Origin of the sequence: Variovorax sp. UC74_104, from assembly GCF_044055375.1 — a bacterium.
Taxonomy (GTDB): domain Bacteria; phylum Pseudomonadota; class Gammaproteobacteria; order Burkholderiales; family Burkholderiaceae_C; genus Variovorax.
Genome location: NZ_CP171978.1, coordinates 5,600,417 through 5,616,964, shown reverse-complemented (window position 1 = coordinate 5,616,964; position 16,548 = coordinate 5,600,417). Strand labels below are relative to the sequence as shown.

The 16,548-nt window shown below is 66.8% G+C and carries 14 protein-coding genes and 2 pseudogenes; 9 read left to right on the top strand and 7 right to left on the bottom strand.

Translation table 11 applies throughout. The features are described from left to right. Positions 1–17 precede the first annotated feature (17 nt). The 4 genes and pseudogenes from ACHMXA_RS26285 to ACHMXA_RS26270 form a co-directional block, all read right to left on the bottom strand. Positions 18–995, bottom strand: coding sequence for a DMT family transporter (locus ACHMXA_RS26285; protein WP_395316934.1), 978 nt, complete (start codon positions 993–995; stop codon positions 18–20). Continuing rightward, a pseudogene (locus ACHMXA_RS26280) lies at positions 992–1,850 on the bottom strand (3',5'-nucleoside bisphosphate phosphatase). The gene ACHMXA_RS26285 and the pseudogene ACHMXA_RS26280 overlap by 4 nt, the downstream one beginning before the upstream one ends. Positions 1,851–1,947: 97 nt before the next feature. Continuing rightward, positions 1,948–2,991 carry a transporter gene (locus tag ACHMXA_RS26275; protein ID WP_395316933.1) on the bottom strand — a complete coding sequence of 348 codons (1,044 nt, stop codon included), beginning with the start codon at positions 2,989–2,991 and terminating at the stop codon, positions 1,948–1,950. A gap of 18 nt (positions 2,992–3,009) precedes the next feature. After that, a complete protein-coding gene (locus ACHMXA_RS26270) occupies positions 3,010–4,641 on the bottom strand; it encodes an inorganic phosphate transporter (RefSeq protein ID WP_395316932.1) in 1,632 nt (543 codons plus the stop codon). A 152-nt stretch (positions 4,642–4,793) separates the two neighbouring features. Here ACHMXA_RS26270 and ppk2 point away from each other — a divergent pair, with 152 nt between their 5' ends. Together ppk2 and ACHMXA_RS26260 are read left to right on the top strand one after the other, a co-directional pair. Beyond that, complete coding sequence (gene ppk2, locus ACHMXA_RS26265) at positions 4,794–5,723, top strand: polyphosphate kinase 2 (protein WP_176662922.1); 930 nt, start codon at positions 4,794–4,796, stop codon at positions 5,721–5,723. Between the two features lie 147 nt (positions 5,724–5,870). Further along, positions 5,871–6,923, top strand: coding sequence for an alpha/beta hydrolase family esterase (locus ACHMXA_RS26260; protein ID WP_395316931.1), 1,053 nt, complete (start codon positions 5,871–5,873; stop codon positions 6,921–6,923). 19 nt (positions 6,924–6,942) lie between these two features. Here ACHMXA_RS26260 and ACHMXA_RS26255 read toward each other — a convergent pair whose 3' ends face one another. Beyond that, positions 6,943–7,788: an AraC family transcriptional regulator gene (locus ACHMXA_RS26255; protein ID WP_395316930.1), complete on the bottom strand. Its 846-nt coding sequence runs from the start codon at positions 7,786–7,788 to the stop codon at positions 6,943–6,945. Between the two features lie 202 nt (positions 7,789–7,990). Here ACHMXA_RS26255 and ACHMXA_RS26250 point away from each other — a divergent pair, with 202 nt between their 5' ends. Continuing rightward, positions 7,991–8,395, top strand: a complete 405-nt coding sequence (locus tag ACHMXA_RS26250) for a hypothetical protein (protein WP_395316929.1) — start codon at positions 7,991–7,993, stop codon at positions 8,393–8,395. A gap of 64 nt (positions 8,396–8,459) precedes the next feature. After that, positions 8,460–9,920, top strand: coding sequence for an MFS transporter (locus tag ACHMXA_RS26245; protein ID WP_395316928.1), 1,461 nt, complete (start codon positions 8,460–8,462; stop codon positions 9,918–9,920). On the opposite strand, the gene ACHMXA_RS26240 is transcribed toward ACHMXA_RS26245, so the two are convergent. Beyond that, a complete protein-coding gene (locus tag ACHMXA_RS26240; RefSeq protein WP_395316927.1) occupies positions 9,917–10,345 on the bottom strand; it encodes a hypothetical protein in 429 nt (142 codons plus the stop codon). The two genes, ACHMXA_RS26245 and ACHMXA_RS26240, sit on opposite strands and share 4 nt — an antisense overlap. After that, positions 10,329–10,907 (bottom strand): nucleotidyltransferase domain-containing protein, encoded by a 579-nt coding sequence (locus ACHMXA_RS26235; protein ID WP_395316926.1) that lies wholly within the window; start codon positions 10,905–10,907, stop codon positions 10,329–10,331. Before ACHMXA_RS26235 ends, ACHMXA_RS26240 begins: the two co-directional genes overlap by 17 nt. A gap of 101 nt (positions 10,908–11,008) precedes the next feature. Here ACHMXA_RS26235 and ACHMXA_RS26230 point away from each other — a divergent pair, with 101 nt between their 5' ends. From ACHMXA_RS26230 to urtD, 5 genes and pseudogenes are all read left to right on the top strand, one after another. Beyond that, positions 11,009–11,329 carry a nucleotide pyrophosphohydrolase gene (locus ACHMXA_RS26230; protein WP_395321380.1) on the top strand — a complete coding sequence of 107 codons (321 nt, stop codon included), beginning with the start codon at positions 11,009–11,011 and terminating at the stop codon, positions 11,327–11,329. A 115-nt stretch (positions 11,330–11,444) separates the two neighbouring features. Next, positions 11,445–12,713, top strand: coding sequence for an urea ABC transporter substrate-binding protein (gene urtA / locus ACHMXA_RS26225; RefSeq protein ID WP_019657838.1), 1,269 nt, complete (start codon positions 11,445–11,447; stop codon positions 12,711–12,713). Between the two features lie 183 nt (positions 12,714–12,896). After that, positions 12,897–14,444, top strand: coding sequence for an urea ABC transporter permease subunit UrtB (gene urtB, locus ACHMXA_RS26220; RefSeq protein ID WP_395321378.1), 1,548 nt, complete (start codon positions 12,897–12,899; stop codon positions 14,442–14,444). Further along, positions 14,441–15,667 (top strand): urea ABC transporter permease subunit UrtC, encoded by a 1,227-nt coding sequence (urtC, locus tag ACHMXA_RS26215; protein WP_395316925.1) that lies wholly within the window; start codon positions 14,441–14,443, stop codon positions 15,665–15,667. The genes urtB and urtC overlap by 4 nt, the downstream gene beginning before the upstream one ends. Beyond that, positions 15,664–16,543, top strand: a pseudogene (gene urtD / locus ACHMXA_RS26210) (urea ABC transporter ATP-binding protein UrtD). Before urtC ends, urtD begins: the two are co-directional and overlap by 4 nt. Positions 16,544–16,548 lie beyond the last annotated feature (5 nt).

Below are 16,548 nucleotides of genomic sequence, written 5' to 3'. Positions count from 1 at the left end.
TGAAGAAGGACTCCTGTTCAGGATTCGGCGGGCTCGATGGGCACCCGGCGCTCGCGCACCGTGAGCCACGCGCCTGCCGCGCCGCAGACCGCGATCATCCCCATGCCGATGAGCGAGAAGCTGTCGGGCACGTGGGAAAAGACGATCCAGCCGCCGAGCATGGCGAACGCGATCTGGGCATAGAGATAAGGGGTGAGCGTCGACGCCGGCGCGCGCTGGTAGGCCAGGATCAGCATGAAGTGCCCCACCGTGCCCATGAAACCCATGAGGCACAGCAGCGCCCACCATTCCCACGACGGCAGCGAGGTCCACACGAAGGGCACAACGAGCGAGACGATCAGCGTGCCCACCCAGCCGGTGTAGAAGTGCATGGTCAGCGGGTTCTCGGTCTGCGCGAGCTTGCTCGTGAGCACCTGGAACCAGGCGTTGGTCAGCACCAGCCCCAGCGGCAGGAAGACGGCCCAGCTGAACGCGCCGCCGCCCGGCCGCAGGATGACCAGCGTGCCGATGAAACCGCCCGCCACCAGCGTCCAGCGCAGCGGCGACACGTGCTCCTTGAGCGTGGTCGCCGCCAGCAGCGTGATGACCAGCGGCGCGATCAGCACGATCGAGGTGAACTCGGCCAGCGGCATGTAGCGCAGGCTCAGGAAGGCGAAGATGCTCGACGCCAGCAGCAGCGCCCCGCGCAGCGCCTGGTAGCGGGGATGCTTCGTGTGCAGCAGCGCCGTGCCGCGCAGCGGCAGCAGCACCAGCGTGGTCGCCACCGCCTGGAACGCATAGCGGAACCACACGCCCATGAGGATGGGCACGCCCAGCGTCGAGTACTTGGTGGCCGTGTCGAGCGTCGCGAAGCAGGCCACGGCCAGTATCACGAGGCCGATGCCGGCGAGGATGCGCTCGGATTCCTTGGCGCGGCTTCGCTGCTGCGCCACGCGTGCGGCGGTCAGCGCAACGGTCGCCGCGCTGTCGGTGCTGGTCCCGGGGCTTGGGCTCACTGCTGGATGCGGTCGCCGAGCAGCTCCCACACGGGAGTGAGCGCGCCGGGCAACGGCGGCAGCTTGCCGAGATCGCAGTGGCTCTCGTCGGGGCTGTGGAAATCGCTGCCGCGCGAGGCGGCGAAATCGAACTCGGAGCGCCTTGTCGGCGTATTCGACGAACTCGGCCGGCGTGTGGCTGCCGGTGACCACTTCGATCGCCTTGCCGCCATGCGCCTTGAATTCGAGGAACAGCGCGTATTCCTCGTTGGCGGTGAACTTGTAGCGGCCCGGGTGCGCGATCACGGCAAGGCCCTTGGCGGCGGTGATCCAGTGCACGGCATCTTTCAGCGTAGCCCAGCGATGCGGCACGTAGCCGGGCTTGCCCTCGGTGAGGAACTTGCGGAACACCTCGGGCGTGTCGCGGCAGTGGCCCTGCTCGACGAGGAAGCGTGCGAAGTGCGTGCGCGAGATGAGTTCGGGGTTGCCGACGAACTTGAGCGCGCCTTCGTAGGCGCCGTGGATGCCGACCTTGGCCAGTCCCTCGGACATTTCCTGCGCCCGCTTGCCGCGGCCGCCGCGCGTGTCGTAGAGGCCCTGCGAGATGGCCGCGTCGTCGGGGTCGAAGCCCAGGCCGACGATGTGCACCGTCTCGCCCGCGAAGGTCACGGAAATCTCGGTGCCGGTGAGGTAGCGCATGCCGTTGGCACGGGCCGCGGCCGCTGCGCGGTGCTGGCCGCCGACTTCGTCGTGGTCGGTGAGCGCCCAGAGCTCCACCCCGTTGGCGGCGGCGCGCACTGCCAGTTCTTCCGGCGTCAGCGTGCCGTCGGAAACCACGGAGTGGCAGTGAAGATCGGCATTGAGAATGGAGGACACCCCCGCATTCTATGGGGTCTGGAACATCGTTGCGGGCGCGTGGATACTGCGCAAGATGCTATTAAATAAATAGCATTACTGCACCGCTGCATGCGCCTCAGCGCTGCTTGCGAAAAGCCGCCCAGGCCGCCACCGCGGTGAAGCTGATCACGATCCCCACCACGATCCAGAAGCCGTGCTTGTGCTCCGCCAGCGGAATGCCGCCCACGTTCATGCCGAACAGGCCGGCCAGGATGTTGATCGGCAGCGCCAGCACAGTGACCACCGTCAGCACGAACAGGCTGCGGTTGTTGTCCTCGTTGACGTTGGCGGCGATCTCTTCCTGCAGCAGCTTGATGCGCTCCTGCAGCGCCTGCATGTCGCGCAGCACCACGGAGAATTCTTCGGTCGAGCCGCGCAGCGCCTGCGCGTCGGGCTCCGACATCCACCCCGGCGGTCCCTGCAGCAGCCGGAACAGCGCTGCCGGCTCCGGCGCCAGCAGCCGTTGCAGCCTCACCAGCAGCCGGCGCAGCACGCCCAGGCGCGCGCGCTTGTGGTCGAGGCGGCCGGCGAGCAGTTCGTCCTCGATGCGGTCGATGCGCGAGGTGACGCCGCGCACGATCTTCACCAGCACGTCGGCCTGCGCGCGCAGCAGGTGCTCGAGCAGCTCGGTGCTGGAACGCGGCGCGTCGCCCGCCTTCACCGCGGTGCGCAGCGCATCGACCGAGCGCAGCGGCTTGGTGCGGGCCGTGACCACCAGGCGCGGGCCGACGCTGATCCACAGCGTGGAGATGTCCGAGGGCTCGAAGCTGAATTCGAAGTGCACGTCGTTGATGACGGCGATCAGCGAGTCGTCGTCGCGCTCGATGCGCGTGGAGGGCAGGCCCTCGTGCAGCGTCTCGTAGAAGGTGTCGGAGAGGTTCGCGTGCCGCAGCAGCCAGCGTTCGGCGTGCGCATTGCTCAGGTTGAAATGCAGCCAGACATAGGGCGGGTCTTCTGTGCTGCATTCGCTTTCGCGCTGCTGTGCCAGCCAGGCCGCGGCCTGGGCCGAGTCGATGGCCCGCGCGGGCTCGGCCGCGCGGGCGTCGAAGAGGTAGCCGCAGATCAGCCCGGCTTCGTCGCCCCCGTACGACTGGGCTGCGAGATCATGGAATGCCGACAAGATGGTAGGTGCGCGAGTTCAGAAGATGCGGGTGAAGAGCCAGTAGAGCGAGCCCGACAGCAGCATCGCCACCGGCAGCGTCAGCACCCAGGCCAGTGCGAGGTTGCGCAGTGTCGACAGCTGCAGGCCCGAGCCGCTGGCCGTCATGGTGCCGGCCACGCCTGATGAGAGCACGTGCGTGGTCGACACCGGCAGCCCGTACATGTCGGCGGCGCCGATGGTGATCATTGCGACCACCTCGGCCGAGGCGCCCTGCGCATAGCTCAGGTGCGTCTTGCCGATCTTCTCGCCCACCGTGACCACGATGCGCTTCCAGCCGATCATCGTGCCCAGGCCCAGCGCGATGGCCACCGCCACCTTGACCCACAGCGGGATGAAGCGCGTGGCGCTGTCGAGCTCCTGGCGGAAGGTGTTCACGCGCAGCTTCGTCTCGTCGTCGAACCTGGCCGCGCCGCTCTTGTCGAGATGGCGGATGGCCTCGGAGGCCAGGTACATGTCGTTGCGCACGTTGGCGACGGCCTCCGCCGGAACGCCGGCCAGCGAGCCGTGCTGGCGCACCTGCGTGCCGATGCTGCCGGCCGTCGCGGCAAGGGCCGGCACCACGGCCGGGGTGAACTCGCGGGTGCGCACGTAGGTGGAGAGCGTGTCGCGCGCGGCAGCGGATGCCATGGCTGGCAGCGAAGCCGGCACGCTGCGGTTCAGCGCGTTCTGCGCCATCTCGGCCACGGCCACGAACTTGACGTTCTCGTCGGCGGGCATCGCGCGGTTCAGCGCGTAGGCCATCGGCACCGTGCCCACCAGTATCAGCATGATCAGCCCCATGCCCTTCTGACCATCGTTGGAGCCGTGCGCGAACGACACGCCCGTGCAGGTGAGGATCAGCAGGCCGCGGATCCACCACGGCGGCGGCTCGCTGCCCTTGGGCTCTTCATAGAGCGCGCGGTTCTTCACGAAGGCGCGCAGCGCCAGCAGCAGCAGGGCGGCGCAGCCGAAGCCGACCATGGGCGACAGCAGCAGCGAATAGCCCACCTTGGTGGCCTGCGCCCAGTCGACGCCGCTGGTGCCGTCGCGCCCGTGCATCAGCGCGTTGGCCACGCCCACGCCGATGATCGAGCCGATCAGCGTGTGCGACGACGATGCCGGCAGGCCCAGCCACCAGGTGCCCAGGTTCCAGATGATGGCGGCGATCAGCAGCGCGAACACCATCGCGAAGCCGGCTCCCGAGCCCACCTGCAGGATGAGCTCCACCGGCAGCAGCGCGATGATGCCGAAAGCCACCGCACCGCTGGACACCATCACGCCCAGGAAGTTGAAGAGGCCCGACCACACCACCGCGAAGTTGGGGGGCAGCGAGTGGGTGTAGATGACTGTCGCTACCGCATTGGCCGTGTCGTGGAACCCGTTGACGAACTCGAAGCCCAGCGCAATCAGCAGTGCCACGCCAAGAAGTATGTAGGGCACCCAGGTGGTGACGGGCGCACCCGAGGCAGTGACGTCGCCGACCAGGCTCCAGGCCGTGAAGAGCAGGCCGGCGGCCAGCAGGCCCACGAAGGTGATCAGCGTGAGCGGACCGGGCTTGGCGTCGAGCTTCGGCCGCTGCGAGGCGGACGCGGACGGCACCTCTGCATGCGGGGCAGCGAGCGTGTTCATGGAGGATTCTGGGGTGTTGGAATGGCTCCAGATGGTGTTCGCCGTATATGACGACTACATGTCAACGGCGCAAAAACCGTCACGTAGTCGTCATACGGGGCGAGCAGCATGCTTTTCGACACCCTTTTCAATTCTTTCTTCTGCTACCCATCATGCTGACGAGCGCACTTCCCGACCATGAAGACCTGATGCAACGCATCGCCCGCGACCTGATCGACAGCTACGACGAAGAGCTCGAGCTGGAGATCGAAGACCGCAACATCGACGGCCTCGACCCCGCCTCGGTCACCGCGGCGTCCTCCGCCGACAAGGCCGCGCGCCAGGCCTACTTCAAGGAGCTCTTTCGCCTGCAGGGCGAACTGGTCAAGCTGCAGGACTGGGTGCAGCACAGCAAGCAGAAGGTCGTCATCTTGTTCGAAGGCCGCGACGCGGCGGGCAAGGGCGGCGTCATCAAGCGCATCACCCAGCGGCTGAACCCGCGCGTGGCCCGCGTGGCCGCGCTGCCGGCGCCCAACGACCGCGAACGCACCCAGTGGTACTTCCAGCGCTACGTGGCGCACCTGCCGGCCGCGGGCGAGATGGTGCTGTTCGATCGCAGCTGGTACAACCGCGCCGGCGTCGAGCGCGTGATGGGCTTCTGCACCGACGACGAGTACGAGGAGTTTTTCCGCACCGTGCCCGAGTTCGAGAAGATGCTCGTGCGCTCGGGCATCAAGCTCATCAAGTACTGGTTCTCCATCACCGACGACGAGCAGCACATGCGCTTCCTCGGCCGCATCCACGACCCGCTCAAGCAGTGGAAGCTGAGCCCCATGGACCTCGAAAGCCGCCGCCGCTGGGAGGAATACACCAAGGCGAAGGAAATCATGCTCGAGCGCACCCACATCCCCGAGGCGCCGTGGTGGGTGGTGCAGGCGGTCGACAAGAAGAAGGCGCGCCTGAACTGCATCAGCCACCTGCTGGGGCAGCTGCCCTACCAGGAAGTGCCGCATCCGCCGGTCGAGCTGCCCGAGCGCGTGCGCCATGCCGACTACCTGCGCCAGCCCGTGCCGGCGAGCATGATCGTTCCTGAAATTTACTAACCCCCAGGCTTCGCGCACTTCGTGTCGCTTCTCCTCCCCCCTTGCAGGGGCAACACCTGCGGACCGGCGCAGCCGGATCCGCGGTGTTTCTGGAACGGGCCGTGATGGCGTTCTTGGAGGGTGGGCCCTTTGCCTTCACACTGCGCCATGGCCCGTCGTTCCACCGCTTCCGTTTTTGCCCGTGCTTATGAGCGAAACCTCAAGGCGCTGACGCGGCTCACGCTGAGCAACAGCAAGCGCGTGGCGGGGCAGGTGCAGCGCGCGACCGCGAAGCGGCTCAAGCCGCCGCCGGGCCGCGGCGACTGGCTCAGCGGTGTGGCGGTAGGGGCGGGCGGAGCCCGGGTCTATCACCTGTTCCGACCGGCCGGGCTGCAACTCGCACCCGGCGAGCGCCTGCCGCTCATGGTCATGCTGCACGGCTGCGGCCAGACCGGGCGCGACTTCGCCGCGAGCACCCGCATGAACGCGCTGGCCGTGCGCCAGCGCTTCCTGGTGCTCTACCCCGAACAGGACCGCATCGCCCATCCGCAGGGCTGCTGGAACTGGTACGAGCGCCGCTCCGGCAAGGCCGACGCCGAGGCCGCCACGCTGATGGCCGCCGTCGACCAGGCCTGCATGCTCTATCCCGTCGACCGCGATCGGGTGGCGCTGGCCGGCCTTTCCGCCGGTGCGAGCATGGCGGCGCTGCTCGCGACGCGCTATCCGAACCGCTTCCGCGCCGTCGTGATGCATTCGGGCGTGGCGCCCGGCGCGGCGAAGTCGCCCGCCACGGCGCTGGGCGCGATGCGCGGCGAGCACGTGCCGCCCATGCCTACCACCGCAGTCGGCAAGGCGATGGGCGCGGCAGCCGTCTTCACCACCCTGCCGCCGATGCTGGTGCTGCACGGCGATGCCGATGCGGTGGTCGCGCCGAGCAATGCCGTCAGCAGCGCCGCGGTGTGGGCCACTGCCGTGGGCGCGCGGCCCGGGTTGACGCGCGAGGTGCAACGGGGCAAGCGCCGTGCGATGCGGGTGACCGACTTCAGGCGCAAGGGGCGCACGCTGGTCACGCTGTGCGAGATCGCGGGGCTGGGCCATTCGTGGAGCGGCGGGGCGCCGAAGCTGCTGTTCAGCGACCCCGAGGGGCCCGACGCCACCCGCATGACCTGGGCTTTTGCCGCCGCGCAGTTCAAGGCCGCTGGAAGCCTCAAGAAGGCCTGAAGAAGGGCGGGGAAGGGCTCTATGCGGCGACCGCCCCTTCGCGTGCCGCGGCCCGCCACGCACTGGGCGCCATCCCCTTGCTGCGCTTGAAGGCCTTGCTGAACGCCGCCTCCGACTCGTAGCCCACCGCCGCGGCGATCGCCCCCATGGCAGCGTTGCCTTGCCCCAGCATGTTGCCGGCCTTGAACATGCGCCATTGCGTCAGGTATTCCAGCGGCGCCTGTCCCACCCGCTCGCGAAAACGCTGTGCGAAGGCCGAGCGCGACAGGTTCGCGACGGCGGCGAGTGCCTCCACCGTCCAGTCGTGCGAGATTTCCTTGTGCATCGCGCGCAGCGCGGGGCCGATGCGTGCATCGGCCAGCGCGGCCAGCCAGCCCGTCTGCGATTCGGCATTGGCCGCGACGTGCGCGCGCACCGCCTGAACGAACACGATGTCGGCCAGCCGGCTCACGAGCAGGCTGGACCCAAGGCCCGGCTCGCCGGTTTCCATGGCCAGCAGCTGCAGCGTGCCTTGCAGCGCAAGAGCGCGGGCCTGCTCCATCTTCACGTGCAGCAGCACCGGCAGCAGATCGAGCAGCGGGCGCGCGGCGCGCTGGTCGAAGTGGAACCAGCCGCAGATCACCGAAGCCGCCGTGCCCGTGCCGCCGAGCTCCACCAGCCCGCCGATGCGGTCGCGCACGACGGAGGCACAGCTCACGGTCGGCGTGTTCGGATGGTCGCGCAGGATGTAGGGCGTGCCATGCGCCAGCACATAGCAGTCGCCCGCCGCCAGCGCCACCGGCTGCGCCATGCCCTCGATCTCCAGCAGGCAGCCGCCGCGCACCACGAGCCCGAAGCGCGCGCTCTCGCCGCCGGCCAGGCTCACGCCCAGGGCGCGCCTGCCTCGAGGCGGGCATACAGGGCGCTCTGCACCCTCATGGCGGCAAAGATGTCGTCGAGCGGGTCCATCGAAGGCTCCTTCAGTGGAGGACGAATGGACAAGATTTTCGGCCTCCTGGGCATTCACTGTCCAGTGTCGGCGGCAGAAACTGCGGCGTCACTCATTCAAGAACCAGCAGGAGCAGGCCATGAACACCAGGACCGATCTCACCGTTTTCACCGACTTCACCCAACTCGCCGACCGCTACGTCGCCGTCTGGAACGAACCCGACGCAGAAGCGCGCCGCGCCGCCATCGCCAGCCTCTGGGTGCCAGACGGCGAGCACTACGTGCGCACGCTGCAGGCCAAGGGCCACGAGGCGCTGCAGCAGCGCGTCACCGGCTCGCATGAGAAGAACGTGCGCGACGCCGGGTTTCGCTTCGTCCGCGCGGGAGACGCGCACTTCCTGCACGACGCGGTGATGTTCCATTGGCACATGGTCCCGGCCGCGGGCGGTCCGGTGGCCGCGCTCGGGCTGGAGTTCCTGGTGCTGGCCGAAGACGGCCGCATTGCCACGGACTACCAGTTCATCCTGCCGACGCCCGCCGCCTGACCCTGGCCGATGACCTCCGAGGTCATTGCCTTCGTGCCGCTTCCTTCCAACACTCGGATTCATCATGACGCAGTCAAACATCGCTTCGGCAGCATCGCTCTCTTCCACCGGCAGCCAGAGCCCGGGCGCCACAAGGCCCGGCCGGCTGGGCCTGTGGGTCATGCTCAGCGGCACCTTCCTGGTGGTGCTGGACTTCTTCATCGTCAACGTCGCGCTGCCGTCGATGCAGCGCGAACTGCAGGCGAGCGCGGGCACCCTGCAGCTGGTGGTGGCCGGCTACGGCCTGGCCACCGCCGCGGGCCTGATCACCGGCGGCCGGCTCGGCGACCTGTTCGGGCGCCGCCGCATGTTCATGCTGGGCCTGCTGCTGTTCACGCTGGCTTCGGCCGCCTGCGGCATGGCGCCGAACGCCGAACTGCTGGTGGCGGCACGTGTGCTGCAGGGGCTGGCCGGCGCGCTGCTGCAGCCGCAGGTGCTTGCGATGATCGGCCTGGCCTACACCGGCGAAGACCGGGCGCGTGCCTTCGCGGCCTATGGACTCACGCTGGGGCTAGGTGCCACGCTCGGGCAGCTGGTCGGCGGCCTGCTCATTCATGCCGACCTGGCGGGTCTCGGCTGGCGCAGCTGCTTTCTCATCAACGTGCCGATCGGCCTCCTGGCGCTGATGCTCGCACCGCGCGTCATTCCGCCGCTGGCGAACAACGGCAACAGCAGGCTCGACCTCGTCGGCATGCTGCTGGTGGCCGCGGGCTCGGCGGCAGTGGTGCTGCCGCTGGTGGAAGGCCGCGAACAGGGCTGGCCGCTGTGGAGCTGGCTGTGCCTTGCGGCGGCGCTGCCGCTGCTCGCAGCCTTTGCATATCAGCAGCGCCGGCTCGCCGTGCGTGGCGGTACGCCGCTCGTGGCTCCGGTGCTGCTCGCCAATGCCCGCTTCGGCACGGGCCTGCTCACGACGCTGGCCTTCTACGTGGGCAACGCCTCGCTGTACTTCGTGCTCGCGCTGTATCTGCAGCAGGGCCTCTCACTCGATCCGCTCAGCTCGGGCATCGTCTTCACGTCATTGGCGGCCGGTTTCTTCGCGACGTCGATGGCAGGTGCGCGCCTGGCACGCCGCTTCGGCGGCAAGCCCCCCATCGCGCTCGGTGCCCTTGTGCTCGCCGCAGGGCACGCGCTGCAGTTCGTCAACGTGGCCGTCTGGCCCGGGCACTTGCACCTCGTGGCGTGGATGGTGCCGTTGCTTCTGGTGCAGGGCGCGGGGCTCGGCATGGTGATGGCGCCACTGGTCTCCACCGTGCTGGCCGGCCTGCCGCCGCAGCATGCGGGCGTGGCCTCGGGCGTGATATCGATGGTGCAGCAGGCGAGCAACGCGCTGGGCGTGGCGCTGATCGGCATCCTTTTCTACGGTCGGCTCGGCCATGCGCCGGATTCGGGGGCATATGCGAGTGCCTTCGGGGTGGCGCTGCTGTACCTGACGGTGTCGGCGCTGCTGGTGGCTGTCTTGCACCGCCGGGGCACACGAACCGCCTAGCTGCCGGAGAACGAGGGGAGTTCCGACAGCTTCTCCGCCACCCGCTCGCACGCGGCGATCAAGTCGCGAACGATGCGTTCGTCGATGTTCATGTCTCCTTCGTATTCGCCGAGATTTCGTATCTCATGTCCCTTGGCGAGCACGCGCCATACCTCCGGCCCGAGCGACAGGGTGTGAGGAAGTACCTGGAAAACGATGAAGCGATTGCTCGATCGATACCCGTGCCATCGCAGCGCAGCGAGGCACATGGCATGCGCCGCGTTGTAGACGAGATCGAAGCGGCTTTCCAGGGAAAGCTGCGCCAGTTGGGCATCTGCCAGACGTGCCTGGCCAGAGCGCATCAGGCCGGCGAATTCGCGCGCGTCGGGAGCTTCGGCAGCCAGCGGCTTCGACGGGCCGCACAGGTTTTCAAGTGGGGAGGACATGCGCGTCGCCGATCACCCAGAGCTTGGGCTGTGCCATGACGCGCGTGACGAACGATTCGCCGTCCTTGTGCTTTCGCATGAGTTCTTTCCTCGTGAACATGGTCGGATTCACTGTACGGCCGAGGCGTGCCGATACAGCGTCGAGTGCGAGAAAGAGATCCGAATACGCAAGTTCGTCACTGATCAGAAGCAGATCGATGTCGCTCGCAGCCGTGTCGCTCTTCCTGGCCACCGAGCCGAAGACGAACGCGGCTTCGATCCTGTCGGCCACCGGCGCCAGGGCTTCGCGCAGGGGACCGGCGAGCCCGAATGTCTTTCGCACGATGCCGCACAGCTCCTCGAAGATCGGCGAGTCCGCATTGGCCTGATAGTGCTTCTGGTTGCCCACGCGCGAGGTCGCAAGCAGCCCGCTGTCGCTCAGGCACTTGAGTTCGCGCTGCACTGCCCCCGACCCGGCGCCGGTAAGCTTGATCAGTTCGCTGGAGAAAAAGCTCCGGTCCGGTTGACCGAAGAGATAGCCCATCACGCGCTGCTGGGTTGTCGTGAACAGGGCGTTAGCCAAGCCCGTGGGCTTGTCTTGTTCCGGCGGAGGAGGCAGATATTACCCATTTTGGGCATTTTAATGCCCAAAATGGGTTTTCAACCCGATGTTCCATGACCGGCATGACCAACGATCTTCAATCGCTCACCCAGGCCCTGCGCGACTTCGCCCAGGCCCGCGACTGGGAGCAGTTCCACTCCCCCAAGAACCTTGCCTCCGCGCTCTCCGTAGAGGCCGCCGAGCTGCTCGAACACTTCCAGTGGCTCACCGAAGCCCAGAGCCGCGACCTGCCGGCGGACAAGCGCGCAGAGATCGGCACCGAGATCGCCGACGTCTTCCTCTACCTGCTTCAGCTTGCCGAAAAGCTCGGCATCGATGTGATCGAGGCGGCGCGGAGCAAGATGCTTGTCAACGCCCGCAAGTACCCTGTGCCGCCCTCCTGAGTACATCCGTGTACGCCACCCGGCGTATTTCCCCTTTGTGGTGCATTCCGCAGACTCCCTCCCACGCCAGCCAAGGCTGTCGAAAAGGTTCAACCACCCCGGAGCAGGAGTCAACATGCAACGTCGTTTCACCCTCAAGGCGCTCACCGCCGCCGTCGCGCTGGCCAGCATTTCTGCTGCGCCCGCATTCGCCGCCGACACCATCAAGGTCGGCGTGCTGCACTCGCTGTCGGGCACGATGGCCATCTCGGAAACCGTGTTGAAGGACACGGTGCTGATGGCGATCGACGACATCAACAAGAAGGGCGGCGTGCTGGGCAAGCAGCTCGAGCCTGTGGTGGTCGACCCGGCCTCCAACTGGCCGCTGTTCGCCGAGAAGACCAAGCAGCTGCTCGGCCAGGACAAGGTGTCGGTCATCTTCGGCTGCTGGACCTCGGTGTCGCGCAAGTCGGTGCTGCCGGTGGTCGAGGAAATGAACGGCCTGCTGTTCTACCCCGTGCAGTACGAGGGTGAAGAGCTCTCGAAGAACGTGTTCTACACGGGCGCAGCGCCCAACCAGCAGGCCATTCCGGCCGTCGACTACCTGATGAGCAAGGAAGGCGGCGGCGCCAAGCGCTGGGTGCTGCTGGGCACCGACTACGTCTACCCCCGCACCACCAATAAGATCCTGCGCGCCTACCTCAAGAGCAAGGGCGTGAAGGAATCGGACATCGACGAGAAGTACACCCCCTTCGGCCACAGCGACTACCAGACCATCGTGGCCGACATCAAGAAGTTCTCGGCAGGCGGCAAGACGGCCGTGGTCTCGACCATCAACGGCGACTCCAACGTGCCCTTCTACAAGGAACTCGGCAACGCCGGCCTGAAGGCCAAGGACGTGCCGGTGGTCGCCTTCTCGGTGGGCGAGGAAGAACTGCGCGGCGTCGACACCAAGCCGCTGGTGGGCCACCTGGCCGCATGGAACTACTTCATGTCGATCAAGAACCCGACCAACACCGCCTTCATCAAGCAGTGGAGCGAATACGCCAAGGCCAAGAACATCGCCGGCCACAAGGACAAGCCGCTCACCAACGACCCGATGGAAGCCACCTGGATCGGCATCCACATGTGGAAGCAGGCGGTCGAGAAGGCCAAGAGCACGGACACCGACAAGGTGATCGCCGCCATGGCCGGCCAGACCTTCACCGCTCCCTCGGGCATCGTCTCGAAGATGGACGAGAAGAACCACCACCTGCACAAGAGCGTGTTCATCGGCGAGATCAAGGCCGACGGCCAGTTCAACGTGGTGTGGAAGACGCCGGGCCCGGTCAAGGCCAAGCCGTGGAGCCCGTACATCGAAGGCAACGACAAGAAGCCGGACTACCCCGCTGGCAAATCAATGTAAGTGTGTTTCTCCCTCCCCCGCTGGGGGAGGGCAGGGGTGGGGGCTGACGGCGGTCGATCCGAGCACTGCGCTTGTTCAGGCGCCGAGTGCCCCCACCCCAACCCTCCCCCGGAAGGGGAGGGAGCCAATCCAACTTCCAGTCTCATGATGCTTCGACGAACCCTTCAATGCGCACTGGCCTCCATGCTGCTGATGGCATCGGCCGCCCACGCGCTGACCGCCGACGAAGCCCGGGCCATCGCCTCCGGCGATTCCGAAGCCCGCATCGCCGCGCTCAACAAGGCCGTGCTCACGGCCGACGAGAAGACGGCAGCATTCATCCAGGCCATGTCCGACGACGCGGTCAAGTACACCGAAGACAAGGTCTTCGTGATGAAGGACGACAAAGGCTACGACCCGGTGACCGGCGCCGAGCTGAAGGTGCCCGACACCGCCGAGGACGTCGTCAACAACAACCTCATGCGCGGCGCGCTCGATGCCGCGCAGGCCGCGCTCAAGCTCACGAGCAAGGACGACGCGGTGCGCGCCGAAGCCGCGCAGGCGCTCTTCAAGGAGCCCGACGAATCGCGCGTGCCCATGGTCGAGAAGGCGCTGGCCGCCGAGACCAACCCCAAGATCAAGGCGCAGCTCGAGCTGGTGCGCGCCGCCAGCATGCTCACCAGCGCCGACAAGGCCAAGCGTCTCGTCGCCGCCAAGGAGCTCGGCTACAACCGCAACCCCGACACCAAGCTGCTGCTCAACCAGCGCCTTTCCGACGAGACCGAGGCGGACGTCAAGGCCGCCATCGTCGCCTCCATCGCGAGCATCGACGGCGCGCTGGTGTGGGGCGACCGCATCAACGCCGTGTTCAGCGGCATCAGCCTGGGCTCCGTGCTGCTGCTGGCCGCGCTGGGCCTTGCCATCACCTACGGGCTGATGGGCGTCATCAACATGGCCCATGGCGAACTGATGATGATCGGCGCCTACGCCACCTACGTGATGCAGGGCATCTTCCAGAAGTACATGCCCGAGGCGGCGTTCGGCTGGTACCTGGTGGCCGCCATTCCCGTTTCCTTCATGGCATCGGCGCTGGTGGGCGCAGTGCTGGAGCGCGGCGTGATCCGCTTCCTCTACGGCCGCCCGCTCGAGACGCTGCTCGCCACCTGGGGCATCAGCCTGATGCTGCAGCAGCTGGTGCGCTCCATCTTCGGCGCGCAGAACGTCGGCGTCGAGAACCCCGGCTGGATGAGCGGCGGCTTCACCATGCTGAGCAACGTCACGCTGCCGTGGAACCGCATCTGCATCATCATCTTCGCCGCCCTGGTGTTGCTGGCGATGGGCTGGCTCATCGGCCGCACGCGCCTGGGTCTGTTCGTGCGCGGCGTTACGCAGAATCGGCCGATCGCCTCGTGCATGGGCGTGAACACCGCGCGCATCGACACCTATGCCTTCGCGCTCGGCTCCGGCATCGCGGGCCTGGCCGGCTGTGCGCTGAGCCAGATCGGCAACGTCGGCCCCGACCTGGGCCAGAGCTACATCGTCGACAGCTTCATGGTGGTCGTGATGGGCGGCGTCGGCCAGCTCGCGGGCACCGTGTACGCGGCGCTGGGGCTGGGCATTCTCAACAAGTTCATCGAAGGCTGGGCAGGCGCTGTGCTCGCGAAGATCGCGGTGCTTGTCTTCATCATCATCTTCATCCAGAAGCGCCCGCAGGGTATCTTCGCAATGAAAGGCCGGAGCGCTGAGGCATGAGCAAGGTAACGTTGCCAACCAAGGGGCCGCTGCTGAGCGGCAAGGGCTGGACGGCCTTCTTCGTCGCGCTCATCATCGTGTGCGCAGTGGCGCCCGTTCTCAACATGTGGGTGCCTGTGGACAGCCCGCTGCACATGAGCGACTACGCGGTGGCGCTGGTCGGCAAGATCATGTGCTACGCGATCTGCGCGCTGGCCATGGACCTGATCTGGGGCTACACCGGCATCCTCTCGCTGGGCCACGGCCTGTTCTTCGCACTGGGCGGCTACATGATGGGCATGTACCTCATGCGCCAGATCGGCCGCGACGGCAACTACAAGAGCGACCTGCCCGACTTCATGGTGTTCCTCGACTGGAAGACGCTGCCCTGGCACTGGACCTTCAGCGACAGCTTCATCGCCACGCTGGTGCTGATCGTCGCGGTGCCTGGCCTCATCGCCTTCGTGTTCGGCTTCTTCGCCTTCCGCTCGCGCATCAAGGGCGTGTACTTCTCGATCATCACGCAGGCGATGACCTTCGCGGCCATGCTGCTGTTCTTCCGCAACGAGACGGGCTTCGGCGGCAACAACGGCTTCACCGACTTCAAGCGCATCCTGGGCATCCCGATCGCCACGCAGGAGATGCGCATGACGCTCTTCGCGCTCACGGGAGCCACGCTGCTGGGCTTCTTCCTGTTCGCGAAGTGGCTCATCGGCAGCAAGTTCGGCCGCGTGCTGCAGGCCATCCGCGACGCCGAGACGCGCGTGATGTTCTCGGGCTACAACCCGCTGCCCTACAAGCTCACGATCTGGGTGATCTCGGCCGTCATGTGCGGCGTGGCCGGCGCGCTGTACGTGCCGCAGGTCGGCATCATCAACCCGGGCGAGATGAGTGCTGCCAACTCTATCGAGATCGCCATCTGGGCGGCGGTGGGCGGCCGCGCCACGCTGATCGGGCCGATCATCGGTGCCTTCATCGTCAACGGCGCGAAGAGCTGGCTCACGGTGGCCTATCCGGAATACTGGCTGTACTTCCTGGGGGCGTTGTTCATTGCTGTCACGCTGTTCCTGCCGAACGGCATCGTGGGGCTGGTTCGCAAGTGGCTCTCCAGGGAGAAGAAGGAAGAAGAGAAGTCGCAGCCTGAACCGGTGCAGGAGGCACGCCGCGCCGTCGCGGCGGAGCAGGGCGTCGAGCCCGATGCGCTGGCGTCGCTGCCGGTGGACGCGAAGGGAGCACGCGCATGACGCCCGACCTGATGGAAGCAGGCGCCGAGCGCGCCGCACGCGCCAGCGGCATCCACTACGTGAGCGGCAGCACCGAATCGGGTGGCCGCGCCGCCGACTTCGGCCGCCACGTCACGCCGGGCGAAGTCGACGTCACGCACGGCCGCATCCTCTACCTCGAAGACGTGAGCGTGAGCTTCGACGGCTTCAAGGCCATCAACAAGCTGTCGCTGGACATCGCGCCGGGCGAGCTGCGCTGCATCATCGGCCCGAATGGCGCCGGCAAGACGACGATGATGGACATCATCACCGGCAAGACCCGGCCCGACGAAGGCACCGTGTTCTTCGGCAGCACCATCGACCTGCTGCGCCACCGCGAGGCCGAGATCGCTCAGCTGGGCATCGGCCGCAAGTTCCAGAAGCCGACGGTGTTCGAGCACCTGACGGTGTTCGAGAACCTCGAACTGGCGCTGAAGACCGACAAAGGCGTGCGTTCGTCGATGCTCTTCAGGCTCGACTCCGCGCAGAGCGACCGCCTGGCCGAAGTGCTCGAAACCATCCACCTGGCCGACAGCGTCTCGCGCCTGGCCGGCAACCTGAGCCACGGACAGAAGCAGTGGCTGGAAATCGGCATGCTGCTGATGCAGGACCCCGAAGCTGCTGCTGCTCGACGAACCCGTGGCCGGCATGACCGACGAAGAAACCGCGCGTACCGCCGAACTGTTCCTCACGCTCAAGGGCAAGCACTCGCTGATGGTGGTGGAGCACGACATGAGCTTCATCCGCACCATCTCCGAAATCGTCACCGTGCTGTGCGACGGCTCCGTGCTCGCGCAGGGCACGCTGGACGAGGTGCAGGCCGACGAGCGGGTGATCGAGGTCTACCTGGGCCGCTGAGGGAA

What these genes read in the sequence shown, in the direction of transcription:
- ACHMXA_RS26270 (WP_395316932.1), bottom strand. Translation starts at nt 4,641, where the DNA reads ATGAACACGCTCGCTGCCCCGCATGCAGAGGTGCCGTCCGCGTCCGCC.
- ppk2 (WP_176662922.1), top strand. Translation starts at nt 4,794, where the DNA reads ATGCTGACGAGCGCACTTCCCGACCATGAAGACCTGATGCAACGCATC.
- ACHMXA_RS26260 (WP_395316931.1), top strand. Translation starts at nt 5,871, where the DNA reads ATGGCCCGTCGTTCCACCGCTTCCGTTTTTGCCCGTGCTTATGAGCGA.
- ACHMXA_RS26250 (WP_395316929.1), top strand. Translation starts at nt 7,991, where the DNA reads ATGAACACCAGGACCGATCTCACCGTTTTCACCGACTTCACCCAACTC.
- ACHMXA_RS26245 (WP_395316928.1), top strand. Translation starts at nt 8,460, where the DNA reads ATGACGCAGTCAAACATCGCTTCGGCAGCATCGCTCTCTTCCACCGGC.
- ACHMXA_RS26240 (WP_395316927.1), bottom strand. Translation starts at nt 10,345, where the DNA reads ATGTCCTCCCCACTTGAAAACCTGTGCGGCCCGTCGAAGCCGCTGGCT.
- ACHMXA_RS26230 (WP_395321380.1), top strand. Translation starts at nt 11,009, where the DNA reads ATGACCAACGATCTTCAATCGCTCACCCAGGCCCTGCGCGACTTCGCC.
- urtA (WP_019657838.1), top strand. Translation starts at nt 11,445, where the DNA reads ATGCAACGTCGTTTCACCCTCAAGGCGCTCACCGCCGCCGTCGCGCTG.
- urtB (WP_395321378.1), top strand. Translation starts at nt 12,897, where the DNA reads ATGCTGCTGATGGCATCGGCCGCCCACGCGCTGACCGCCGACGAAGCC.
- urtC (WP_395316925.1), top strand. Translation starts at nt 14,441, where the DNA reads ATGAGCAAGGTAACGTTGCCAACCAAGGGGCCGCTGCTGAGCGGCAAG.